This window comes from Nisaea sediminum (assembly GCF_014904705.1).
GTDB classification, from domain to species: Bacteria; Pseudomonadota; Alphaproteobacteria; order Thalassobaculales; family Thalassobaculaceae; genus Nisaea; species Nisaea sediminum.
In genome coordinates, this window is record NZ_JACZCQ010000003.1 from 224,281 (window position 1) to 247,859 (window position 23,579).

Sequence of the window (23,579 nt, forward strand, 5' to 3'; positions counted from 1 at the left end):
GCGAATGAGTTCAGATTCGGACCGCACCCCGATCAATCTCGGCGATCTCGAAGGACAACTCTTCCGGATTCCCGAGGCCGATCTCACAAATCTCGTGGCCGAGCTCGAGAAACGCGCGCTCGACCGCAAGAAGGCGCCGGCCGTCGCCCAGGTCATGGCGAAGCTGCGCCCCCGGCTCGCCATTATGAAACCGGAACGGCAGGCGACCCTGGTCCGGTTCTTCGCCGAACCGTTCGCCGATCTGCTCTATACCTCCGGAGAGCCGCGCAAGGCGGTCGGACGGATCCCGCGCAGCACCATCGTCCCCTGCTACAAGCTGTTCCTCGAACATGCGGATCCCTCCCGGGTTCAGCGCTATCAGGACGATCTCGAGGAGATCGAGAAGGACAACGATACCGCGCTGATCGAACTCGGCACCGGTTTCTGGCGCTATGCCGCCGGCCGGCTTCGCGAGGTTCTCGCCGCGGCGGAGCGCGACAAGACCAGGAAACGGGCCCTGATCGAGAGTCTTGGCGATGAAACCGTTTTTGCGGCGCTGATCGAAATGGTCGGCGTCCTCGAGGTCGCCGTGCCGGTGATGGAGCTGCGCAAGGCGCTGCCGTCGGCCGGCCTCAGCCAGGTGACGAACGTGCATCTGGAACATATCTGCACGGCGCTCAACACCGTGCACCGCCAGCGTCCGGCCAATACCCAGTTCGTCGTCTTCGTCATCCTCGCGCGGCTGCATAACCCGTCGATGATCGTCGAGATCATGCAGCGCGCCCAGGAAGCCGGAACGGTGGCCGACGTGTCCGGGATCACCGAGATCGCGAACCAGGCCATCGTCAGCCAGACCGAGGAGAAGATCCGCGGCCTGGAGGAGAAAATCCACAACTCGACCAGCGGCCAGGACCTGGCACTGCAGACGGAAAAATTCGTCAAGGACATCCTCGGTGCCGCCCGCGCCGTCAGCGGCTCCGGCTCGCGCATGCAAAACCGGCAGGTGCAGCGCACCAAGAGCGAGATGGCGGATCTGGTCCGCCGCGAGATGCTGGAGGCCGTGGACGGACAGGTCGCGTCCAGCCTTTCGTCCCTCGGCGATCCGGACAACGGCAGCGACCCGGTCGAAGCGCAAAAGGCCGTCGAGGACCGGATCGTTTCGCTGATGATCACCGACCGCTTCGCCGAGGAGCTTGGCCTCGAGCGCGACGTGAATAAGCGGCTTGCGGAGCTGGAGCACAATATCGGCGCGCAGACCGAGGCCCTGCTGAGCAAGATCCGGAGCCGGAATTCCTCGGCACTCGATCCGGGCGACGCACAGCGTCAGCTCTACACCCAGGTCCGCATGACGGAACTCCTGCTCGGCCCGGAAAAGGCCAATCAGCTCCGGCTTGAAGGCCTCAAGCTCCTGCAGGAGGCCTGAGGCCCGGGCCCGCTATTCCGCCGGCGCGGGCTGCCGCTCGATGGCGTGCTCGCGGATCGGCCAGTGCACCAGACCGGCGAAGACCGAGAGCGCGATCGAGATGTACCAGATCCCGTTATAGGAGCCGGTCTCGTCGAAGATCCGCCCGCCGAGCCAGACGCCGAGGAACGAGCCGATCTGGTGGCTGAAGAAGACGATGCCGAACAGCATGCTCATGTAGCGCATCCCGAAGATCTGCCCGACCAGCCCCGAGGTCAGCGGCACGGTGCTGAGCCAGAGCAGGCCCATGGCGCCGGCGAAGGCATAGATCATCAGCTCGCTCGGCGGCATCAGCAGCATGACGACGATGACCACGCCGCGGCCGAAATAGAGCATGCTGAGCAGGTACTTCCGCGAGAACTTGCCCCCAAGCACGCCGGCGCTGTAGGAGCCGATGACGTTGAAGAGGCCGACCAGCGCCAGCGCGTTGGCGCCGACGGCGGCGGTGAGGCCGAGATCGGTCGCGTAGGCCGGCATGTGCACGGCGATGAAGGCGACCTGGAAGCCGCAGACGAAGAAGCCACCGGTCAGCAGCCAGTAGCTCTTGTAGCTCAAGGCCTCCTTCAGCGCCTGGCCGACGCTCTGGTCCGCCGGCACCGGATTGCTCTTGGTCCCGGGAATGGTCCAGAAGGCGAAGGCGAGCGGGATCATCACCAGCGAGCCGAGGCCCATATAAAGCGCCGCCGTCTTCCAGCCGAAAGCGGTGACGAGGCCACCCGCAACCGGAACCAGGAGGAACTGGCCGAGCGAGCCCGAGGCCCCGACGACACCGAGCGCCCAGGAGCGCCGCTCGGGCGGGAACAGCTGGCCGACGGCGCTGAGAATGATGCCGAAGGAGGTGCCGGAGAGACCGGCGCCGACCAGCGCGCCCGCGCTCAGATGCAGCATGCCGGCGGAGGAGGAATAGGCGATCAGCACGGTGCCCGCGGCATAGACCAGCGCGCCGCCGCAGATCGCCCGGAACGGTCCGTAGCGGTCCGAAATGGCGCCCGCGAAGGGCTGGGTCGCGCCCCAGATCAGGTTCTGGATGGCGAGCGAGAAGGCAAAGACCTCGCGCCCGACACCGAGCTCGGCGGTGATCGGCGGCAGGAAGATGCCGAACCCGGAGCGGATGCCGAACGAGAGCGCGCCGATGATCCCGCCGCAGAACAGCGCGATATAGGCAAGCCGCATGTTGTAGTCCCGGCCGTCGCTTGCACCTGACATTCCGTCTCGTCCTTCTTTTCAGGGGTGCCGGAGAGGCGCTTGTAGCTGGTCCGGCAACGCTCTAGGCTCGGAATATGGCACCGGGCGGCTTGGCCGACAAACGCCGGATTGTCATCAGAACAATTCAGGGGGTCAGACTACCAATGGGCGTGCGGCGCCCGCCGGCAGCCCGACCCCACCCAACGGACAGAGGAAAGGGACGCGGCAATGTCGACGCCGAAATATGCCGTCATCGACGGCGAGATCGTGGAATGGGACAACGCGACGGTGCATGTCGCCTCGGCGGCCTTCAAGTTCGGCACCACCGTGTTCGAGGGTCTGCGCGCCTACTGGAACGAGCAGGACGAGGATTTCCACCTCTTCCGCATGGAAGAACATATGGAGCGGCTCGACTTCTCGCAGCGCTTCATGCGCTTCGACGGCGCGATCTCGGCGGATCTCGTGACCGAGAAGACGCTGGAGCTGATCCGCGCCAACAAGTTCGCCGGCACCAACCTGCACATCATGACCTCCTGCTATGTCGCCGGCATGGGCGGCCCCGGCGCCTGCGGCCCGGTCGGCCTCGCCATCACCGCGCTGGAACGCCCGCGCTCGGAGAACGTGCTGAAGGGTATCAGCGCCCAGGTCAGCTCCTGGATGCGGGTGCCGGACAACGCCATGCCGATGCGCGTGAAGTGCAACGCCAACTACAATAACGGCCGCCTCGCCACCGTGCAGGCGACCGCCGACGGCTACGACACCGCGATCTTCCTCAACAGCCGCGGCAAGGTCTCCGAGGGCCCGGGCATGTGCTTCTTCATGGTGCGCGGCGGCCAGGTCATCACCCCCGATACCTCGAACGACATTCTGGAAAGCATCACCCGCGACACCGTCCTGCAGCTCGCCCGCGAGGCCGGCTACGAGACCGTCGAGCGGTCCGTCGACCGCAGCGAGCTCGCCGCCGCCGACGAGGCCTTCTTCTGCGGCACCGCCTGGGAGGTCACGCCGATCCTCTCGATCGACCGCCTGCCGCTCGGCACCGGGACCATCGGCCCGGTGACCAAGAAGCTGCAGCAGAGCTATATCGATGTCTGCGAGGGCCGGACCACGGATCACGCCGAATGGCGGATGCCGGTCTACAAGGGCGCGGCCGCCAAGGCGGCGGAGTAACCGCCCTCACCTTTCGTACGCCGCGCCGGGACGTCTTGGCGCGGCGGCGAAGTTCCTGTAGCTAGAGGTGCTTAACGCCCGGTCGGCCCCGTGGCGGAACTGGTAGACGCACGCGACTTAAAATCGCGAGTCTTCGGACGTGAGGGTTCGAGTCCCTCCGGGGCCACCAGTGCTGCAATGAACCCTCAATGTTCCTTGATTTTCATAAATTTCCGTTCAATCTCTAATACATGACGGATAAATTTGAATCTGTGAAACTTGGCGTCTTTTTAGACAGATCGGACTCACGCTAGCGCGTGCAAGAAAATCAACACTCAAGAGAGACACTGACTTCGAGTAGCCCCGAAACCCAAATAGCGTATTAATGTATTGAGACTTATCTTGTCAGAACGGCCGGAAAATTTAGAAAAAATAACCCTCAAGTGGATGTGGGAACATATTTCCTTAAAAGGTTGGGGGGTAATTTTCTCATTATTCATCACAACCTTTGCAATGGGATCGGCCTTCACGGAGATCGAGTCGATATCGAAGATGTTTGATAATTTGACGCAAAACGACATAGCGCAATCAAATACAATAAAGATAGAAAAGTATGAAAATGAATTAATAAAATTAAAAAGTAAGAATGAAAAACTTAGCGATTCCATCGACGATTTATCTAAAAATAACACACGAAACCAAAGCATAATCGAACAACAAGAAAAGATAATTTCATCCTTAAAAAAGGATCTCACAGAAAGCAAAATAGAAATCAACAATAAAACAAAAGAAATCGAAAAAATTGCAAAAATAACGTCCGAAAAAGAAAACGAATACAAAAACACAATAAAATCTCAGTTAAAAACAATAAAATCTTTAGAAAACGATATAATCACAAGCGCAATAAAAAATCAAGAAACTATAAAATCAACGAACATCATGCCTCCAAAATTAATTAAAACACCCCAAATCACAGCCAAACAAATTCAATCTGCGGTAGATAGAATGAATTCATTCGATGTGGATGATTTTCTAATTTACAACATACCAAAACTTGAAAATGGAATAGAGTGCAATGATCTTGCTTCTATGCTTTCAAACGCTATGGAAACCGACTCCGCTAAAGTTGTTACAAGAGTTTCTAAGTACATTCGACGACCTCTTAGTCATGACTGCATTGATCAACTTTCAGCAACCATGATGTCAACTGACGTATCGAAGGCTATTACCGTTCTATTAGAGAACAATTGATCCGCTTTAATTCCTCAAACTGAGAAGAATGAATTATAAACGCGATGTCATCCCCCCTCCAGATTATCTGCCATTATCTGGCAACCTGACGGAGAAAATAATTGGCCCCATCGCAGCTCGTTATCAGGACGCCTTCGCCAAAATAATCGAACCCCTTCCCGTCTAGCCTATCGCTGCCGAGGCAAAAGAAAATCGCATCCTCTTCCGCAACCTCTGGCCGGTCCGCCTCGGCGCATTTCAGCTCCAGCATCAGTCTTTCGGGATAGAAATCCGGCGCCTTGCGGAGGCCGGCGGTCTTCAGATCGTTCGAAAACAGGAAGCGCTCGCCGAAAAATCCGGCGACGTTGTCGACCAGTTCCGCCTCGTAGCGGTCGACGCGACAGCGATAGCCGAACAGGTCCATATGAGCGTTGCCGATCTCAATCCGGCGCCCGACGAACTTTCCGACCTCTTCCGGGCCGACGGCGCTGATGCCCGCGAAATCGATTTCCGCGATTTCCCAGAGTCCGTGGATCTCCGGCGGCACGAAGGCGAGAGGCTTGTCCTCGTCCGCCAGTGTGGGCAGCGTCCGGATCAGGCACAGCAGAATGACGAGTCCCACCAGCGCGGGGCGTTCGATGAAACGTTTCATGCCCACATGATAGCGGCCAGATAACGCCGGGAGAAAGATGGCCTTATTTCGGGTCCTTCTCCTCGTCTTCCTCGGACTCGTCCAGCACCTCAAGGATCGCGTCCACCGCCTCTTCCGCGCCGAGCGCCTTGCGGCGGGCGATGGCGTGGATCTCCTTCATCAGCGCGCGATAGGTCTCTTCCGCATTCGCTTCCGGCACCTCGGCGAGATCGCGGTCGGTGAAGCATTCGATATCGTCGCCGTCCCGGTTGTAGATCGTGATGCAGTAATCGACGGTCTCCGGGTCGTCCTCGTTCTCCTGCTCGGCGATGACGAGGGAATGGTCGTTCAGGGTGGTCTGGAAGCGGCCGCGGGTGGCGGTCTCCTCCCAGTCGACCTTGCCGTCCTCGGTCCGCTGCTTCAGGCGCGAGACCATCTCGCCCAGTTTCTCGCTGATCATTGCTTTGCTCCCACGGCGGTGCGGATCTCGACCATCAGGGCGCCGAGATGTTCCGACTGTTTGGAAAGAACCTTGTTCATCTGGGCCACGTTCACGCTCTGCGCCGTCCCGCTCCCGTCGAGGAACAGCTCGATCGTGTTCGACATGGTCGAGGAGTGCTGGAAGGCGGATTGCAGGCGCCCGATATTCTCGTATTTGCTGATCGAGTCGTTCGCCTTCAGGTCACCGACGATATTGCGGAAGGCCCGGTGGCGGTCGAGTACCAGAGCCCATTCGCCGAGCCGGTTCAGCCGTTGGAGCTCGTCGAGGAGACGGATCGCGTCGGCAAGGCCGTCGACGATCTCGATTCCCGTGATCGCCCGGATCGCCCGTTCGGCCGCCTCCTCGGCGCGGGTCGCGGCATCGCGCGAGCGGACGACGTTCAGGATCGTCACCGCGAAACCGAAGAAAGAGATGACGAGGCCGGAAATCGAGGCCCATTCCGCCACATAGTAGCTGTCGATGAACTGGTGTATCTGCTCCAACGCGTCCGCCCGCCCTTCCGTTTCGCGCGATGGTGCCCGATGACGGCTTGCGCGGAGCGCCGGATCGCGGTTAGGAAAACGCGTCCGGCGCCGTGCGCAGACCATGGCGCTGGTGACAAAACGCCCGGCGAAAGTTAAAGTTCCCTCATACAGGCACGAAAGCCGAAGGGATTTCCCATGGATATCAAGAGCACGCTCGCATCGCAGAACGTCGCGCGCACGCAGACCACGCCCGCGAAACGCACCGACGGCCCGCAGGGCCCGGCGCAGAGCCAGGGCGCCCAGGGCGCGGTTTCGGTTTCCGTCAGCGGCAATACGCGCGGCGCTTCCTCGGTCGGCGAAGGCGTCAACGACAATCTCTCGCGCGAGGACGCGCTGGCGCTCGCCGGCGCGGTCGCGGACGAGCTCGCCAACCTGCCGAGCGGCACCGGGATCGTCAGCAACCCCGCCCTGCTCGAGGAAGCCGCGCGCGGGGTCTGAGCGACCGCGTTATTGAGCTTTTCGATCCCCAAAACGGTCGTCATTCCCGCGGACGCGGGGAGCCAGGGATCGTGAAGCGCGGAACGAGGTTCTCTGGGTCCCCACTCACGTGGGGATGACGACAGAGTGGATGCTCTGGGAAACAAAAAGGGCGCCTTCTGGCGCCCTCATTCGTTTGGCCGGCGGGCCATAACGATCCGGTTCAGACCTCCTTGCCCGCCGCCTTCTTCGCCGCATCCTCTTCCATGCGGAGCTTGACCTCCTCCATGATCTCCTCGCGCAGCGCCGCCTTTTCCTTCTGCGGCAGCATCTCGAACTGCTCGGGAGTGAGGCCCTTCTCCTTCAGAATCTGCTCGAAATAGAGCTCTTCCGGCGTCTTCATCATGTAGGCGAGGAAGGCCGCCGCCGCTGCCGAGAGCCCCTTCGTCGCCGAGGCGTCCGGCTCGGGTTCCGGTTCGATCTCGTTGCTGTAGACCCCGTTGAAGGTCTGACGGAACGCATTCGCCGTGCCGATATCCATTGACTTCGGCTTGCCGCTGTTCAGCAGCTCGGCGGAAGCGCCCTGGTTCGTGACCGCATCAACCACACTGCTCTCCCTTCACTCCGAGCCGGAATCATTTTCCGAGCGGGCAATCTGTGCCGACAGAGCTTCGCAATAGATGCCGTTCTTGCCGATCCGGAACTCGCGCGAGAAAAGCTCGGAAAGATCGAGCTTTTTCCAGCCTTTAGTGGCCGAAGCCGGGGTTCCGGCGCCGGTATCGGGTTTTCTCAGGACATTCGTGCCCATGGTTTCGTGCCTCCTGAAAAGTGGACGAAACCAAGGGAAAGCAAGAAGCGCGCCAGAAACCCCTATCAGAAGTGAGGCCAGAGCATCCGCGAGACCGCGAGGGTCGCCATCTCGACATAGAGCAGCATGAAGGCGAGCATCATGTAGCGGTGCACGTCGCCGGTGACCCCGGATTTCTGCGCCAGGGCGGCACGGGTCAGCTCGCCCAGATGGGCGCGGATGAAAGCCTGCTTCTTCGCCTCTCCGCTCTGCCAGCTCTGCAGCATCAGGATCGTGCCGACCGTCGCGAGGCTGAAGATCCAGAGCAGGTAGAAGAGGAAGGCGATCAGACTGACATCGCCCCAGCGCAGCCAGACCCCGACCGCGACCACGCCGACGCAAAGGGCGGAGAAATAGACCAGCGTGTGCCACTGCTGCGCCTTGGCGAAGCGAAGATTCTCGGAGGCATCGGTGTAGAGCGCGATGAATTCCTGCCGCGTCTCGGCATCGAGCTCCGGCAGCTGTTCGCGCTTCGGCGCCGGCCGTCGTGCAGGGGTTTCGTCCTGCGGTTCCGCGCTGGAGAATTGATCAGCCATGGGACCGGTCCTCCCGTCTGCCTGTCAGACGTCCAAGTATGCGCCCGAAAGCATCACTGAATCAACTGACTAGCATCGAGCTCCGGGCAAGGCCGGAGGGTCGCCGGCTGCTCGCCTTCTCGCACCAGCGCAGGCTCGGCGCCACGCCGGATCAGGTAGGACCGCCCCGGCTCGGGCGCGGTCCAGGTATAGACCGGCGCGACCTCCAGGCGGTCTCCGGAGATCAGATAGGTAGAGGTTCCGAAGACATAGACTTTCTCACCCGAAAGCGTTCCGAGCTTGGGCAGCACCCGCGCATATTTCCCGTCCCGGAAGACCAGCACGACGGTACCGCTGCAACGGGCCTCTCCGTCCGCGCCGACGAAGCCCCAGACACCGTCGATCGTGGCCGCGCGCGCCAGCCCCGCTCCGAGCAGGAGCATCGTGAACAGGACCGGAAGCGCGGCCATCCGGCCCATGGCTCAGGCGGCGCCCTTCTTGGCCTTCTTGGCGTCAAGGAAGGCCCGCATCATCGCCTGTGGCTCGCCGGTCTCGTAGGCCGCGGCGAAAGCCTCGATCCCGGACTCGATGCCGGCTTCGAGCGGCTCTTCCTCCCAGACCTTGAGCAGCTGCTTCTGGATGCGGATCGCGACCGGTCCGGCCTCGGCGATCTCCCGCGCAGTCTGGGCGGCGATTTCCGGCAGCGACATGGATGTCACCAAACGCTCGACGAAGCCCCAGTCGCGGGCGGTGCGCGCATCGACGATCGAGCCCGTGTAGACGAGGTAGCTCGCCTTGCCCCAGCCGATCAGCCGGGGCAGCAGCGCCGCCTCGATCACCGAGGGAATGCCGACCTTGACCTCCGGCATGCCGAACTTCGCCTCGTCGCTGGCGATCCGGATATCGCAGGAGGCGGCGATTTCCATGCCCGCGCCGAGACAGTAGCCGTCGATCGCCGCGATCACCGGCACGCGGCACTCGCGGATCGCCTTCATCAGGCCGTGCAGCCGGGAGATGAAGGCTTCCGCCTTCTCCGGATCGCAGGCGGCCATCTCGTTGATGTCGGCGCCGCCGATAAAGGCTTTCTTCCCTTTCCCGCGCAGCACCAGGGCACGCAGGCTGTCATCCTCTTCCAGCTCGGAGATCGCCAGCGTCAGCGCGCCAATCCCCTCGGAATTGACGATGTTGAGCTTCTCGGCATTGTCCCAGGTCAGCGTGACCACGCTCCCGGTGCCGACCTCCTTGCGCTCGGTCTCAACCGGCATTCTGCGTCTCCTCGGTGTCTTCTTCCGGCCTCGCCTCGATCGGCTCGCCGCCCTTGTCCCGGATCATTTGCCGGATCTCTTCCGCGGCCGCCTCCAGCCGCGCGACATCGGTGCCGCGCGCCACCAGCGTGGTGCCGAAATAGCCGGCGCGGAAATACGGGTAGCTGCCAATCTCGACATCGCCGTAGCGCGACTGGATCTCGCCCAGCGCCTCGGCGACCACGCCCTCACCCAGCGTACAGCTCACCGCCCGTGACAGCATCTTCGCGCCGTGCTTCAGCTTCGGTAGCAGTTCCAGCACCATCGCCTGGAAGACGCTCGGCACGCCCGCCATGACATGGACGTTGCCGATGATGAAGCCGGGCGCGGTCGAGACCGGGTTGTCGATTAGCTCGGCGCCCTCCGGCGTCTCGGCCATCTTCTTGCGCGCCTCGTTGAACTCGCGGCCGATGGTCTTGTAATGGATCTCCATGCGCCGCATCGCCTCCGGATTGCGGATCACCGACAGGCCGAAGGCGGCGGCGATGGAGGCGCAGGTGATGTCGTCATGGGTCGGCCCGATGCCGCCCGAGGTGAAGACGTAGGTGTAGCGCGCCCTCAGCGCGTTCACGGCCTCCACGATCTCGCCCTCCTCGTCACGCACGACGCGGACTTCCGAGAGGCGGATACCGGCCTCGGTCAGCTTCTCGGCGAGGAAGCCGAGATTCTTGTCTTTGGTACGGCCGGAAAGGATTTCGTTGCCGATGATGAGAAAGGCGGAGGTGACGGTTTCGTCTGACATGGCGGACCGGGATTGCTATGAGGTCTCGGGAACTTAGAGCAAGCGAACCATGAAACAACGGACGTCCCGATGCAACTTCCGACACCGCTCCACGAAGGCATCCTGATCCAGCGCTACAAGCGCTTCCTCGCGGATGTAAGGCTCGCCGACGGAACGGAAGTGACGGCGCACTGCCCCAATCCCGGCGGCATGATCGGGCTGCAGGAGCCGGGCTCGAAGGTCTGGCTCTCGAAATCGGACAATCCGAAGCGCAAGCTCGCCTACACCTTCGAGCTGATCGAAACCGACGGCGGCCTTGTCGGCATCAATACCGGGCACCCGAACGCCATCGTCGAGGAAGCCGTCAGAAGCGGCGCGATCGAGGAGCTCGCGGGCTACGCGGCTCTCCGCCGGGAAGTGCGCTACGGGGAGAATTCCCGCATCGACCTCTATCTCGAGGATCCGGCCAAGGGCATCTGCTATGCCGAGGTAAAAAACGTACATCTGAAACGGGACGACGGCCCCAATCCGGGCGCCGCCGAGTTTCCGGACGCGGTCACGAAGCGCGGCGCGAAGCACCTGGTCGAGCTCGGCAACGAGGTGGCGAAAGGCAACCGGGCGGTCATGGTCTATCTCGTGCAGCGGATGGATTGCGACCGGTTCTGCGTCGCCGAGGACATCGATCCGGGCTATGCCGAAGCCCTGCGCACCGCCCGCGCGGCGGGTGTCGAGGCGATCTGCTACGATTGCGATATCACCCCGGAGGCGATCTCGGTGCGCCGTCCCCTCCCCGTCGTCTGGCCCTGACGGGCGGCTCCGCGACACGGGCACGCGGCGCGGATTGACTTGACGCTGGATGCCCCGGACCGCATTTATGGCGGACACTCAAGAGACAGGGCGCGGCCCGGACCGCGCAAAATGGAACAGAATGCAAGATCCTTCACTCGCCCAGGATGAGTCTTCCCGCGCCATCAAGCTGCACGGTCCGCTCGATTTCCAGGGCATGCGGCAGGCCGGAAAGCTGGCCGCCGAAACCCTCGACTACCTGACGCCCTACGTTCAGCCCGGCGTGACCACGGAAGAGCTGGACAGGCTCTGCCACGACTTCATCCTGAAGCATGGCGCGACGCCCGCGCCGCTCGGCTACAAGGGCTTCCCGAAGTCGATCTGCACCTCGATCAACCATGTCGTCTGCCACGGCATTCCCGGTCCGAAGAAGCTCGAGAACGGCGACATTCTGAATATCGACGTGACCGTGATCCTGAACGGCTGGCATGGCGACACCAGCCGGATGTACGGCGTCGGCGACAAGGTCAGCGTGAAGGCCCGCCGCCTGATGGACATCACCTATGACTGCCTGATGCTCGGCATCGAGCAGGTACGGCCCGGCGCGACGCTCGGCGATGTCGGCTATGCGATCCAGAAATACGCGGAAGACCAGCGCTGCTCCGTCGTGCGCGACTTCTGCGGCCACGGCCTCGGCCGCACCTTCCATGCCCCGCCGAGCGTTCTGCATTACGGCAACAAGGGCGAAGGCACGGTGCTTCAGGAAGGCATGTTCTTCACCATCGAGCCGATGATCAACGACGGCAAGTACGCGGTGAAGATCCTGCCGGACGGGTGGACCGCGGTGACCCGCGACCGCTCGCTCTCGGCCCAGTTCGAGCATTCCATCGGCGTCACCGCCGACGGCTGCGAGATCTTCACGCTCTCGCCCAAGGGCTATACCAAGCCGCCCTACGAGATCTGATCCCCGGAAAACCGTCCCGCCCCTCCCATGACTCCAATGCCAAGGATCCCGAGGGGAGGACGCTTCCGTGCCACGCGACGATCTTCTGAACCCTGATTACAATGCCGGCCACCGTCGCCGGCTCCGCGACCGTTTCCTGAAGACCGGACCGGACCGGGTGGCGGATTACGAACTTCTGGAACTGGTGCTGTTCCAGTCGCGCCCGCGCGGTGACGTGAAGCCGCTGGCGAAAATGCTGCTGGATCGCTTTGGCAGTTTCTCCGAGATCATCTCTGCCCCGGCGGAAGACCTGATGAAGGTCCGCGGAGTCGGCGAGAGCACCGCGATCGCGCTGAAGGCCGTGCGCGCCGCCGCCGTCCGGCTGATGCAGGAGCAAGTGCGCGAACGCGCCGTCGTTTCCTCCTGGGACCAGCTCATCGCCTATTGCCGGGCCGCCATGGGTTTCTCCAAGCGCGAGCAGTTCCGCGTGCTCTTCCTCGACAAGAAGAACCGGATCATCGCCGACGAGGTGCTGCAGGAAGGCACCGTCGACCACACGCCGGTCTACCCGCGCGAGGTGGTCGCCCGCGCCCTCGATCTCGGCGCGACCGCCCTCATCCTGGTGCACAATCATCCGAGCGGGGACACAACGCCGTCGAGGGCGGATATCGAGATGACGAACCAGATCCGCCAGGCGGCCTCGGTGCTCGGCATCGTGCTGCACGACCACATCATCGTCGGCCGCGCCGCACATACAAGCTTCAAGGCGCGGGGATTGCTCTGAGTGTATGTAATCCAACCTTAACCGTTCGAAACGATCACCGGTGAAACGGTTTTATGTATTCTAAGAACATGTCCATCCATATTCTTGATTTTTAGATATATATAATCTTGATCGTCAAACACATACTTTGCATCCCTGAATACACAAGAAAAATCTGACAATCTAATTCGATTATGATTATCGCATATATTATTTAGGAAATTCGGCACCCTAAATGAATCAGATATGTAAAGAGAAACAATCACAGGCCTCCCTCCCCCATATTCGCGCGGCAAATGAGGAAAAACCCTCTTAGCATAAGAATAAACAATAAAAACAGACGACAAAATTATAAAAAAAACAATCATCTTTCGATAAGCATCTGCCAATTTCATTACAGAATGATCTAAATTAAAAATTTCTTTTATTTTTATGAAATTAATAAAAATCGAATATGCAAAAATCACAGTAAATAACGTAAACAAAAGCCCCAGAAATACAAAAATTGATGCCCATATATTTTTAAAGGAATAATTTAAATCTTCAAAAATCTCACTTGGGACAAGCGTCACAACACCAAATTCAATATAATTTGAACTCAGAATTAGCGTTAACGATACAAACGACAAACCAACAATGATTAACAAATATACCCCCAAAACCCTAATAAAAATAACTCTCTCATCATTCTTTCCTTCAATAATTTTATGTATTTTACCTAACATCCACAAAGAGAATAAAAAAACTATAAATATAGGTATTCCAGTAATAATATTCCTTGCATCAAACGCGACAAAAATCGGGACCCCCTCTTGCACCCCATAAAATACCCAGCAAAAAAATCCGAAAACATAACAAATACCAATAATTATTGCTGATGAATTTCTCAACCCCTGCGCTTTTGCGGCAGAAAGTAAATCATCGAAATACGTCTCCAACTTTCTTCTCCCGTAATGATTTAAAAAAAATACTGCAGCAATTAACCAGAAACCCACCCCCGTCAGATTGAATTACGAACAGGAATGAAATAACTCCAAGACACTTTGATTTGGCAACTATTTTAGAGTAATCTCATGATCAAATTGCAAAGTTCCGCAAACGTCGGAAGAGATGGCCTCCAGTCGTTACATATATTGACTAATTGACCGGCAAAACCACTTCCGTGCTCGGCATTGTACTGCACAACCACATCATCGTCGACCGCGCCGCCCATACCAACTTCAAGGCACGAGGACAGCTCTGACTTCAGCGGCTATCGGGAATCCGGCAGCCGGATGAAGCAGGCCGCAACAACACCGGCGAGACAAAAGAGCGGCAGGACCAGGAAGGCGGTCTCGAAGGCCTCCAGCGCGTAGACACGTGCGCCGTCAACCATCCGTCCTTGCCAGCCGAGATCGAGCAGATATCCGATGAAAGGCTGCAGCACGGCGCCGCTGCCGACGACGAAGCTGTTGATGATCCCGAGCGCGGCGCTGTTGGCCCAGGCAGGATTGTGCTCGCGGGCAACGGCGAAGCTCAGCACCATGGTGGCGGACCCGAAGCCCTGCAGCGCCAGCACCGCCTGTAGCAGGGGCAGCGGCATTGCCGGGAAGAGGATCACCAGCGAGATTCCGACGGTCGCCAGCAGGCCGCCCGCGACCATGAAGCGCCGCCGCTTGCCGAGCTTGTCGGAAAGCCAGCCGATCATCGGGGCGCCGATGCCCCAGCCGAAGAACATCACCGAGGCGAGTGCCGCCGCTTCCGGCTTCGACATGCCGCGCGCCTCGATCAGGAACGGCACCCCCCAGAGCCCGCCGAACGCCAGCATGGACCCGGTCATACCGACACCGAAGGTCGCGGCGAGCCAGGTCTGCCGGTTGGAGAGCGCGCGTTTCAGGCCTTCGAGGAGCGGACGCGCCGGTTCGTCATGCGCATCCACCTTGTCGCGGACGGTGAGGAACAGGCAGACCGTCAGCACCGCGCCGCCAATCGCCACGGCCCAGTTGGTGTCGCGCCAACCGACCTGCTCCACCGCGTAACCGAAGGGCGCCTGCCCAAGGATCCCGCCGAGAACGCCGAGGGCCTGAGCAAGGCCGCCCAGGAGCGCGAAGCGCCCCGGAAACCAGATCGCGGCGACGGACAGCGCGGCGACAAAGCTGCAGGCACAACCGAGCCCGATCAGGAAGCGGCCGACATAGGCCATTTCAATGCTCCCTGCGCTCGCGAAGACCATCACGCCGACGGTACAGATCGCCGCCGCGCCGGTCGCGAGCCGGCGCGCGCCGAGCCTGTCGATGGCGACGCCGACCGGGATCTGGATGCTGGCATAGACGTAGAAATAGACCGCCGAGAGATTGCCGAGGATCGCCCCGCCGACGGCGAATTCCCGCATCAGGTCGTCGACCATGACCGACGGCGAAACCCGCAGGACGAAGGCGTAGAGAAAGAAGACCGAGGCGAAGAACCATCCGGCCAGAAGCAGTGCTTTGGCCGGGGTCGCAGGATTAGTTCCGGTCTCAGTGCTCACGCGGCCTCTCCGGCGGAAACGGGAACCGTCTCAGTCGCATGCACGCCTGCGGCGGTCAATCGCCACCGACGGCAGCATTGCCTGAGTGAATTGTCATCAGTTCACGGCGGCGCCAAAGTGGGCATGGAACAACCGCCGGAACAGGGACCGGAGATGATCGAGGCACGCACCACCACACACGACGCGGAAGACGATCCGCGCAACAGGGACATCCGGATCTGGGTGAACGGTGGGATCGTGCCCCGCGACGAGGCGAAGGTCTCGGTCTACGATTCCGGTTTCCTGCTCGGCGACGGAATGTGGGAGGGGATGCGCCTGCACAAAGGCACCTGGGTCTTCTTCGACGAGCACATGGACCGGCTCTTCGAGAGCTGCAAGGCGGTTTCCCTCGATGTCGGCATGGACCGGGCCGGTCTGCTCCGCGCGCTGAACGAGACAGCCGCTGCGAACGGCATGGAGACGGACGTGCATTGCCGCCTGATGGTGACACGCGGCGTGAAGGCGAAACCGTTCCAGCACCCTTCCCTCTCCCGCAGCGGTCCGACCATCGTCATCATCCTCGAGCATTCGAAACCGGCCTCCGGTCTCGGCCAGCGCGGCATCCGGCTCGCCACCGTGCATCAGGTCCGCGGCCTGCCGCATTCCCAGGATCCGAAGCTGAATTCCCATTCGAAACTGAACTGCGTCATCGCCTGCCTGCAGGCGGAACAGGCCGGTGCCGACGAAGGGCTGATGCTCGACCCGCACGGCTTCGTCAACACGACGAACGCCTGCAATTTCTTCATCGTCCGGCGTGGCGAGGTCTGGACCTCGACCGGCGACTACTGCATGAACGGCGTCACCCGCGGCAAGGTGATCGCACTCTGCCGGGCGAACAGCATTCCGGTTTTCGAGAAGAACTTCTCTCTGGTCGAATGCATGGGCGCTGAGGAAGCCTTTCTGACAGGCTCGTTCGGCGGTCTGACCCCGGTCGCGGAAATCGACGGCAAGACAGTCGGAAACGGCACGCTGCCGGGCAAAGTCACCAGCAGACTTCAGGCGTTCTACATGGCGATGATCGAGCAACAAGTCGGTCGGAAAGCTCTACTGGACACGCATACAAAATGTTAACGAACTGCCGCCTAAGATCGTATTTCTCCAGTAAAATTGCGCCGACCGGAAGCCTGTCCGCTGATGAAAGCAAACCGCACCGCCACGGAACAGGACGTTCTCTCCTCGGTGATCGAGAATGTGAGCCAGGGCCTGAGCTATTTTGACGAGGACCTGAAGCTCGTCGTCTGCAACCGCCGCTATCTCGACCTGCTCGGCTTCCCTCTCTGGATGGGTACCCCCGGGACGCCGATGTCGAGTTTCTTCCGCCACAACGCGGAGCGGGGCGAATACGGCCCCGGTCAGGTCGACGAGCTGGTCAAGGAACGTGTCGAGCTCGCCCGCCGGGCCGAGGCCCATAGTTTCGAACGCGTGCGTCCGGACGGCACCGTTTTGCGCATCCGCGGCGTTCCGGTCCACGGCGGTTTCGTGACCACCTATGACGACATCACCGAGCTGCGCACGTCACAGAGAGAACTTGAAGCGACCAACGAAAGGCTCGACGACCTGGTCTGGGAAAGGACGGAGAAGCTGCAGGCCCGGGAGCAGGAACTCTCGACGAAGACCACGGCGCTTGAGACCATCCTGGAGTCGGTTAATTACGGGATCACGCTGTTCGACAACGACCTCAGTCTCGTCGCCGCCAACAAACGCTCCCTCGAAATGCTCCACATACCGGAGGACATGGCCAGACCCGGAACCTCGTTCGAGAGTTTGATCAGGCTGATGGCGGAGCGGGGCGAGTATGGCGAAGGAGATATCGAGGAGCAGGTACGCAGCCGCGTCGACCTGGCCCGCAAATTCGAACCTCACCAGTTTGTCCGCGAGCAGACGAACGGACGCATCTTCGAAGTCACCGGCCGTCCGGTCGAGAATGGTTTCGTCACCACATATGTCGACGTAACCGAGCAGAAGCGGTTCGAAGCGCTGCTACAGGCCAACAATGCGGAGCTTTCCGAGAAGACGTCGGCACTCGAAGCCATCCTCGCAGCGCTCGATCACGGTATCGCGCTCTTCGGGAAGGACCTCCGCCTGGTCGCCGCCAACTCCCGGGCTTTCGACCTGATGAAAGTCCCGCACGAGATGAACCGGCCGGGCGTACATTTTTCAGATTACCTGCGCCTGCAGGCCGGGCAGGGAGAATTCGGCCCAGGTGACATTGACGAGATCGTGGACAAGCTCACCGCACTGGCGGAACGGCCCGAACGCTACCATGCGATTCGCCATCGCTCCGACGGAACGATCATCGAGGTTTCGCGCAATCCGATTGAGATCGGCTTCGTCGCGACCTACCGCGACGTCACCGAACAGAAGCAGTTCGAAGCGCTGCTGCAGGCCAACAACGAAGAACTGACAGAGAAAACCGCGGCGCTCGAGACCATCCTGGAGACCGTCGATTACGGCATCTCCCTGTTCGACAAAGACCTGAGGCTCGTCGCCTGCAACCCGCTTTCCCTCGAGTTGATGTCCATCCCCGCGCACTTCAACAACCCGGGGCGGCATCTCTCCGATTTCCTCCGTCATCAGGCGGAGAATGGCGAGTTCGGGCCCGGCGACGTCGATGAAATCGTCGCCGAAAGAATTGGGAAAGCCTGGACGACAGAAGGTTATTCCGCAATTTGGGAACGTCCCGACGGACGGATCATTGAATTCGTCCGCCGTCCGATCGAGCGCGGATTCGTCACGACATACCGTGACATCACGGAGCAAAAACGCGTCGAGGCCCTGCTTCGCTCGACCAACGAGGAACTGGAAAGGCGCGTCGAGGAACGCACGGCGGAATTGAACCGGCAGCTGCGCGAGACCGAGCGCGCGGAAGCGGAAATGAGCGTGGCCAAAATCCGCGCGGAACAGGCCGATCGGGCGAAATCCGACTTCCTCGCCAGAATGAGCCATGAGATCCGGACCCCCCTGAACGGGATCATTGGGCTCAATCACATCCTGAGCGCCGCCGATCTGACGCAGGAACAATTGGACATCGTCGCGAAGGTTCAGTCCTCGTCGAACGCCCTGCTCCGGATCGTGAACGACGTTCTGGACTTCGCGAAGATCGAAGCCGGACGGCTCGATATCGAGGACATCGCCTTCTCGCTCGGCGAAGTGCTGGACTCCGTCGGGCAGATCGCCGCACCGCGCGCCGACGAGAAGGGCCTGCGGTTTGAAATCGATCCGGCCGGCGCGGAGGAGCGAAATTTCTTCGGAGATCCGCACCGCATCGGCCAGATCCTGATCAACTACTGCAGCAACGCGATCAAGTTCACGCAATCCGGCCTGGTGCGCCTCGCTGTGTCGGTCAAGGAAACTGGAAGCAACAGGGCATTGGTTCACTTTGCCGTACAGGACAGCGGTATCGGTATGACGCCGGAAGAGGCATCCGGAGTGTTCCAGCCTTTTCATCAGGCCGACGCGTCAACGACGCGGCGCTATGGAGGAACCGGCCTCGGGCTCGCAATCTGCCGCGAGCTCGCGGACCGCATGGGCGGCCGGGTCTGGGTCGAGAGCGAGGTTGGAGAAGGAAGCACCTTTCACGCCGAACTCCCGCTCAGAAGTGCCGAAGAAACGGCAAACGCCGCTGTCGAAGACAAGCGCGACTGGCGTGCCGCCTGCAAGGGCCTGAGAGTGCTTCTGGTGGAAGACAACATGATCAATCGCGAGATCGCCACCGTACTGCTTGAAGGCGCCGGTATCTCGGTCGTTCCGGCAGTTCACGGCAAGGAAGCGGTCGACATCATGCTGTCGGAAACGCCTCCGGAAATCGACGCCGTGCTGATGGATCTGCAGATGCCTGAAATGGACGGGCACGAAGCAGCAAGCCACATCCTTTCCGACACTCGCTACCGCGACCTGAAGATAATCGCTCTGACGGCGAACGCGGTTGCCGAGGAAATTGAAAAGAGCAAGTCCGTCGGAATGGTCGGGCACATCACCAAGCCGTTCGAGCCGGAAACCCTGTTCCGGAACCTCGCACTCTGCCGCGATTCCTAAACGGTGATATCGAGGATCGACCCCCGAGGCAGATCCGCACTGATTTCTTCCAGCGGGATCGCGTTCTGCCGTTGCCGTCCCTGCTGATCCGACCTCGGATCGCTGCCGCGCAGTTCCTGGACAAATCTGCTGCTTGCGGGGTCGAGGTCACGGGCACGCTGGGTCCGCCCGTCAGCCTCATTCGGCTGCGCCGGTACCTGCCTCTCGCCGGTCGGGACCGGAACCAGAGGAAAATTGTTTATCGGACCGAGTGCCATTTCCAGCCCTGCTCGCTCAGGCCAGTCTCCAGCACGTATTCTGCCCGAAACCGGCGTGTTAATCCATCACGCTCAAGGTTAATCATGGCATTTATATTGTATTTTAAATAAATATGTCAATTATGCCGGACAGCATATTCCGAAGAATCCCGCGACAGAGGGCCAACCGACTCACTTCGCCGGCGGAAATGCTTTTTTCTTCAGTGACTTGGCGAATCCCAACGGATCCTTCAACGGGTCATGTTCTGTTGCCGCATCCCTGGCGGATTCACTGAGATGCCGCCCCGCATTTTCCAACTTGGGACGCGCTTTCAGATAGACTTGGGCGGCCATATCTGCCGCCTTCTGCTGCACTTCCGGGTTCTGCGCGACCCGCCGTGCGGCTTCCCAGAAAAGACGTCTTACGACCATTGCTGCGCTCCTTCCTGAATATCTCGGGTCATTTCGGCCCGCCTAGCGCCCACCATACCCCGTCACGCCGAATTTCGCCGCCACCTTCTCGATCTCCTCGTCCGGCAGGATCGCCGGCTGACCGATCTGCAAAGCGCGCCAATACATCGCCGCCAGCGTCTCCGCCTCGACGGTGAGCGCCAGCGTGCGCTCGAGATGCGGGCCGAGGACGATCAGACCGTGATTGCCGAGCAGGCAGGCCTTGCGCCCCTCCAGCGCCGTCAGCGCATGATCGGAAAGTTCCTGGGTGCCGTAGGTCGCATAGGGCGCGCAGCGGATCGTCGGGCCGCCGAAAAGCGCGATCATGTAATGGAAGGCCGGAATCTCCCGGTGTAGGCAGGCCAGCGTGGTCGCGAACATGCCGTGAGTATGCACGATCGCGCCCGCATCCTCGCGCGCCTTCATGATGTCGAGATGGAAGCGCCACTCGCTCGACGGTTTGTGCTTGCCCTCGACATTGCCGTCGAGATCCATGCGTACGATATCCTCGGGCGTAAGCCGGTCGTAGCGGATGCTCGATGGCGTCAGGAAGAAGCCTTCCTTCGGGTCCCCGCTCACCCGCACGCTGACATTGCCGGAAGTGCCCTGGTTCAGGCCCATCTCGTTCATCTTCAGGCAGGTATCGATCACTTCCTGCCGGAGCGCCCTCTCGGCCGCTCCCATACGCTTGGCCGCCATCAGTCCTCGCCCGCTTGCCGCATTTCCGGAAACAGTTTCAACAGCCCTTCCTCGCTCGCTTCCGCGCAGCCACGTTCGGTCAGCAGACCGGTCACCAGCCGCGCCGGGGTGACGTCGAAGGCCGGGTTCGCCGCCGGACTCCGCTCCGGCGTGATGGTCACCGTCGCGACCTCGCCCGAGGGCAGTCGGCCGGTCATTTCCGTCACCTCCCTCGAGCTGCGTTCCTCGATCGGAATGTCGCGCACGCCGTCGGAGATGGTCCAGTCGATGGTCGGCGACGGCAATCCGACATAGAAGGGCACGCCGTTGTCATGCGCCGCCAGAGCCTTCAGATAGGTGCCGATCTTGTTGCACACGTCGCCGCTGCGGGTCGTGCGATCAGTCCCGGTGATCACCAGATCGACCATGCCGTGCTGCATGTAATGGCCGCCCGCATTGTCGACGATCACCGTGTGCGGCACGCCGTGATTGCCGAGCTCCCAAGCTGTCAGGCTGGCGCCCTGGTTGCGCGGGCGCGTCTCGTCGACCCAGATATGAACGGGGATACCCGCATCGTGCGCGAGATACATCGGCGCCGTCGCCGTGCCCCAATCCACCGTCGCGAGCCAGCCGGCATTGCAGTGGGTCAGGATATTGATGGTCTCACCCGGCTTTTTCTTCGCCTGGATCTCTTTGATGACCGTGAGCCCCGCCTCGCCGATGGCGCGGTTGATGCCGACATCCTCGTCGCAGATCTCGCCAGCCAGCTTGAAGGCGGCATCGGCGCGCGCGTCCGGGGCCAGCGGCTTCAGCTTCCGCCGCGCGGCGTCGAGCGCCCAGCGCAAATTCACCGCCGTCGGCCGGGTCTCGTAAAGCCGGTCATAGGCATTGGAGAGACCGGCGTCGGAGGCATCCGCGCGCATCGCCAGCCACATGCCGTAGGCTGCCGTCGCGCCGATCAGCGGAGCGCCGCGGACCAGCATCGCCTTGATCGCATGCGCCGCGTCCTCCAGTGTTTCCAGGCGCGCGATCTCGAAACGGTGCGGCAATTTCGTCTGGTCGATGATTTCGACCGAAACGCCGTCCTTGCCCGGCCAGATCGTGCGATGCGGCTTGCCGTCGATTTTCATAAAGTGGCTCCCTCGTCCCTCTTCCGCCGATGGCGTGACTCCGGCGGACGGCGATGATAAAACCCCGCCTGCCCGAATGCCATCCCGCTTTCCGGCGCCGCCCGCATTCTGTCGAACACCGAGGACGCACATGATCCCGCGCTATTCCCGCCCCGAGATGGTCAAGATCTGGGAACCCGAGAACAAGTTCCGTATCTGGTTCGAGATCGAGGCCCATGCCTGCGATGCGCAGGCCGAACTCGGCGTGATCCCGAAGGAAGCGGCCAAAGCGGTCTGGGAGCGCGGCAATTTCGAGATCGACCGGATCGACGAAATCGAGCGGGAAACCAAGCACGATGTCATCGCCTTCCTGACCAACCTCGCAGAATATGTGGGGGACGAGGCCCGCTTCGTCCACCAGGGCATGACCTCGTCCGACGTGCTCGACACATGCCTCGCGGTGCAGCTGACCCAGGCCTCCGACCTTCTGCTGAAGGATCTCGACGCGCTGCTGGCCGCGATCAAGCGCCGCGCCTTCGAATACAAGATGACCCCGACGGTCGGCCGCAGCCACGGCATCCACGCCGAGCCCGTCACTTTCGGCATCAAACTCGCCGGCTATTACGCCGAGTTCGCCCGCAACAAGGCACGGCTCGAAGCGGCCCGGGCGGAGATCGCGACCTGCGCCATTTCCGGCGCCGTCGGGACCTTCGCCAACATTGACCCGCGCGTGGAAGAACACGTCGCCGAGAAACTCGGCCTGAAGCCGGAGCCGGTCTCGACTCAGGTCATCCCGCGCGATCGCCACGCGATGTTCTTCGCCACACTCGGCGTTATCGCCAGCTCGATCGAGCGGCTCGCGACCGAGATCCGGCATCTCCAACGCACCGAGGTCCGCGAGGCCGAGGAATATTTCTCGCCCGGCCAGAAGGGCTCCTCGGCGATGCCGCACAAGCGCAACCCGGTGCTGACCGAGAACCTGACCGGCCTCGCCCGTCTGGTCCGTTCCGCCGTTGTACCGGCGATGGAGAACGTCGCGCTCTGGCACGAACGGGACATCTCGCACTCCTCCGTCGAACGGATGATCGGCCCGGACACGACCGTGACCCTCGATTTCGCCCTTGCCCGCCTCACCGGCGTCATCGACAAGCTGCTGGTCTATCCGGAAGGCATGCAGGCCAATCTCGACCAGCTCGGCGGCCTCATTCACTCCCAGCGCGTGCTGCTTGCCCTGACCCAGGCGGGGATGAGCCGCGAAGACGCCTACAAGGCCGTGCAGCGCAACGCCATGCCTGTCTGGCTGGAAGGCAAGGATTTCCTCGAACTGCTGAAATCCGACACCGAGGTGAAGGCGCATCTCGACGATGCCGCGCTCGAGTCCCTGTTCGACCTCGGCTACCACACCAAGCATGTGGACACGATTTTCAAGCGTGTCTTCGGCGAGGAATAACACTCAGGCGGTTTTTACGCCCGGACCATAACGGACAGATAACGCCCTCATTAGAAGATCCCCTCATCGCAACTCTCTGGCGCAGCCGGTCAAACTCGCCGCGCCGGAAATTTGCAGG

26 protein-coding genes and 1 tRNA gene are annotated in these 23,579 nt (G+C 61.0%); 11 read left to right on the plus strand and 16 right to left on the minus strand.

The window, feature by feature from the left end; translation table 11 throughout:
- Window positions 1–4: 4 nt before the first annotated feature.
- Complete coding sequence (locus IG122_RS06070; RefSeq protein WP_193181442.1) at window positions 5–1,402, plus strand: hypothetical protein; 1,398 nt, start codon at window positions 5–7, stop codon at window positions 1,400–1,402.
- Between the two features lie 12 nt (window positions 1,403–1,414).
- Here IG122_RS06070 and IG122_RS06075 read toward each other — a convergent pair whose 3' ends face one another.
- A complete protein-coding gene (locus IG122_RS06075; RefSeq protein WP_193181445.1) occupies window positions 1,415–2,647 on the minus strand; it encodes an MFS transporter in 1,233 nt (410 codons plus the stop codon).
- A gap of 207 nt (window positions 2,648–2,854) precedes the next feature.
- On the opposite strand from IG122_RS06075, the gene IG122_RS06080 reads away from it, so the two are divergent.
- The 3 genes from IG122_RS06080 to IG122_RS06090 all read left to right on the plus strand — a co-directional run bounded on the left by IG122_RS06080 (window position 2,855) and on the right by IG122_RS06090 (window position 5,026).
- On the plus strand, window positions 2,855–3,796 hold the full coding sequence (locus IG122_RS06080; protein WP_193181447.1) for a branched-chain amino acid transaminase: 942 nt from the start codon (window positions 2,855–2,857) through the stop codon (window positions 3,794–3,796).
- Window positions 3,797–3,880: 84 nt separating this feature from the next.
- Window positions 3,881–3,965 (plus strand) — tRNA-Leu (locus IG122_RS06085).
- A gap of 212 nt (window positions 3,966–4,177) precedes the next feature.
- Window positions 4,178–5,026 carry a hypothetical protein gene (locus IG122_RS06090; RefSeq protein WP_193181449.1) on the plus strand — a complete coding sequence of 283 codons (849 nt, stop codon included), beginning with the start codon at window positions 4,178–4,180 and terminating at the stop codon, window positions 5,024–5,026.
- Between the two features lie 73 nt (window positions 5,027–5,099).
- On the opposite strand, the gene IG122_RS06095 is transcribed toward IG122_RS06090, so the two are convergent.
- The 3 genes from IG122_RS06095 to IG122_RS06105 are packed head-to-tail and all read right to left on the minus strand — an operon-like array spanning window position 5,100 to window position 6,620.
- Window positions 5,100–5,657 (minus strand): hypothetical protein, encoded by a 558-nt coding sequence (locus IG122_RS06095; RefSeq protein ID WP_193181450.1) that lies wholly within the window; start codon window positions 5,655–5,657, stop codon window positions 5,100–5,102.
- 43 nt (window positions 5,658–5,700) lie between these two features.
- Complete coding sequence (locus IG122_RS06100; RefSeq protein ID WP_193181452.1) at window positions 5,701–6,096, minus strand: hypothetical protein; 396 nt, start codon at window positions 6,094–6,096, stop codon at window positions 5,701–5,703.
- Window positions 6,093–6,620, minus strand: coding sequence for a hypothetical protein (locus tag IG122_RS06105; protein WP_193181461.1), 528 nt, complete (start codon window positions 6,618–6,620; stop codon window positions 6,093–6,095). The genes IG122_RS06100 and IG122_RS06105 overlap by 4 nt, the downstream gene beginning before the upstream one ends.
- Before the next feature lie 177 nt (window positions 6,621–6,797).
- Between IG122_RS06105 and IG122_RS06110 the strand changes: the two genes are divergently transcribed.
- A complete protein-coding gene (locus tag IG122_RS06110) occupies window positions 6,798–7,100 on the plus strand; it encodes a hypothetical protein (RefSeq protein ID WP_193181463.1) in 303 nt (100 codons plus the stop codon).
- Window positions 7,101–7,302: 202 nt separating this feature from the next.
- Here the strand turns inward: IG122_RS06110 and IG122_RS06115 are convergent, their stop codons facing one another.
- From IG122_RS06115 to IG122_RS06140, 6 genes are all read right to left on the minus strand, one after another.
- A complete protein-coding gene (locus IG122_RS06115; protein ID WP_193181465.1) occupies window positions 7,303–7,686 on the minus strand; it encodes a hypothetical protein in 384 nt (127 codons plus the stop codon).
- Window positions 7,687–7,698: 12 nt separating this feature from the next.
- Window positions 7,699–7,887, minus strand: a complete 189-nt coding sequence (locus IG122_RS06120) for a hypothetical protein (protein WP_193181467.1) — start codon at window positions 7,885–7,887, stop codon at window positions 7,699–7,701.
- Between the two features lie 65 nt (window positions 7,888–7,952).
- Window positions 7,953–8,462, minus strand: coding sequence for a hypothetical protein (locus IG122_RS06125; RefSeq protein WP_193181469.1), 510 nt, complete (start codon window positions 8,460–8,462; stop codon window positions 7,953–7,955).
- A gap of 53 nt (window positions 8,463–8,515) precedes the next feature.
- On the minus strand, window positions 8,516–8,911 hold the full coding sequence (locus IG122_RS06130) for a hypothetical protein (protein WP_226893369.1): 396 nt from the start codon (window positions 8,909–8,911) through the stop codon (window positions 8,516–8,518).
- Window positions 8,912–8,923: 12 nt separating this feature from the next.
- Window positions 8,924–9,706, minus strand: a complete 783-nt coding sequence (locus IG122_RS06135; protein ID WP_193181473.1) for an enoyl-CoA hydratase — start codon at window positions 9,704–9,706, stop codon at window positions 8,924–8,926.
- Window positions 9,696–10,487 (minus strand): competence/damage-inducible protein A, encoded by a 792-nt coding sequence (locus IG122_RS06140; protein ID WP_193181475.1) that lies wholly within the window; start codon window positions 10,485–10,487, stop codon window positions 9,696–9,698. Before IG122_RS06140 ends, IG122_RS06135 begins: the two co-directional genes overlap by 11 nt.
- A 69-nt stretch (window positions 10,488–10,556) precedes the next feature.
- On the opposite strand from IG122_RS06140, the gene sfsA reads away from it, so the two are divergent.
- From sfsA to radC, 3 genes are all read left to right on the plus strand, one after another.
- Window positions 10,557–11,273, plus strand: coding sequence for a DNA/RNA nuclease SfsA (sfsA, locus tag IG122_RS06145; RefSeq protein WP_193181477.1), 717 nt, complete (start codon window positions 10,557–10,559; stop codon window positions 11,271–11,273).
- Between the two features lie 121 nt (window positions 11,274–11,394).
- Window positions 11,395–12,216, plus strand: a complete 822-nt coding sequence (gene map / locus IG122_RS06150; RefSeq protein WP_193181486.1) for a type I methionyl aminopeptidase — start codon at window positions 11,395–11,397, stop codon at window positions 12,214–12,216.
- 67 nt (window positions 12,217–12,283) lie between these two features.
- Window positions 12,284–12,979 carry a RadC family protein gene (gene radC, locus IG122_RS06155; protein ID WP_193181488.1) on the plus strand — a complete coding sequence of 232 codons (696 nt, stop codon included), beginning with the start codon at window positions 12,284–12,286 and terminating at the stop codon, window positions 12,977–12,979.
- 17 nt (window positions 12,980–12,996) lie between these two features.
- Here the strand turns inward: radC and IG122_RS06160 are convergent, their stop codons facing one another.
- Together IG122_RS06160 and IG122_RS06165 are read right to left on the minus strand one after the other, a co-directional pair.
- On the minus strand, window positions 12,997–13,896 hold the full coding sequence (locus IG122_RS06160) for a hypothetical protein (RefSeq protein WP_193181490.1): 900 nt from the start codon (window positions 13,894–13,896) through the stop codon (window positions 12,997–12,999).
- 314 nt (window positions 13,897–14,210) lie between these two features.
- Window positions 14,211–15,464 carry an MFS transporter gene (locus tag IG122_RS06165; protein ID WP_193181492.1) on the minus strand — a complete coding sequence of 418 codons (1,254 nt, stop codon included), beginning with the start codon at window positions 15,462–15,464 and terminating at the stop codon, window positions 14,211–14,213.
- Window positions 15,465–15,587: 123 nt separating this feature from the next.
- Between IG122_RS06165 and IG122_RS06170 the strand changes: the two genes are divergently transcribed.
- Together IG122_RS06170 and IG122_RS06175 are read left to right on the plus strand one after the other, a co-directional pair.
- A complete protein-coding gene (locus IG122_RS06170; protein WP_226893370.1) occupies window positions 15,588–16,574 on the plus strand; it encodes an aminotransferase class IV in 987 nt (328 codons plus the stop codon).
- A 63-nt stretch (window positions 16,575–16,637) separates the two neighbouring features.
- A complete protein-coding gene (locus IG122_RS06175; protein WP_193181501.1) occupies window positions 16,638–19,538 on the plus strand; it encodes a PAS-domain containing protein in 2,901 nt (966 codons plus the stop codon).
- On the opposite strand, the gene IG122_RS06180 is transcribed toward IG122_RS06175, so the two are convergent.
- The 4 genes from IG122_RS06180 to mtnA all read right to left on the minus strand — a co-directional run bounded on the left by IG122_RS06180 (window position 19,535) and on the right by mtnA (window position 22,032).
- A complete protein-coding gene (locus IG122_RS06180; protein ID WP_193181503.1) occupies window positions 19,535–19,795 on the minus strand; it encodes a hypothetical protein in 261 nt (86 codons plus the stop codon). The genes IG122_RS06175 and IG122_RS06180 overlap by 4 nt on opposite strands.
- 171 nt (window positions 19,796–19,966) lie before the next feature.
- On the minus strand, window positions 19,967–20,206 hold the full coding sequence (locus IG122_RS06185; protein ID WP_193181505.1) for a hypothetical protein: 240 nt from the start codon (window positions 20,204–20,206) through the stop codon (window positions 19,967–19,969).
- A 42-nt stretch (window positions 20,207–20,248) separates the two neighbouring features.
- Window positions 20,249–20,923 carry a class II aldolase/adducin family protein gene (locus IG122_RS06190; protein WP_226893371.1) on the minus strand — a complete coding sequence of 225 codons (675 nt, stop codon included), beginning with the start codon at window positions 20,921–20,923 and terminating at the stop codon, window positions 20,249–20,251.
- Entirely contained in the window at window positions 20,923–22,032 is a 1,110-nt protein-coding gene (gene mtnA / locus IG122_RS06195) for an S-methyl-5-thioribose-1-phosphate isomerase (protein ID WP_193181514.1), read from the minus strand. The genes IG122_RS06190 and mtnA overlap by 1 nt, the downstream gene beginning before the upstream one ends.
- Before the next feature lie 130 nt (window positions 22,033–22,162).
- Here mtnA and purB point away from each other — a divergent pair, with 130 nt between their 5' ends.
- The gene (gene purB, locus IG122_RS06200; RefSeq protein WP_193181516.1) at window positions 22,163–23,461 is read left to right on the plus strand and encodes an adenylosuccinate lyase; all 1,299 of its coding nucleotides are present in this window, start codon (window positions 22,163–22,165) and stop codon (window positions 23,459–23,461) included.
- Window positions 23,462–23,579: the final 118 nt, after the last annotated feature.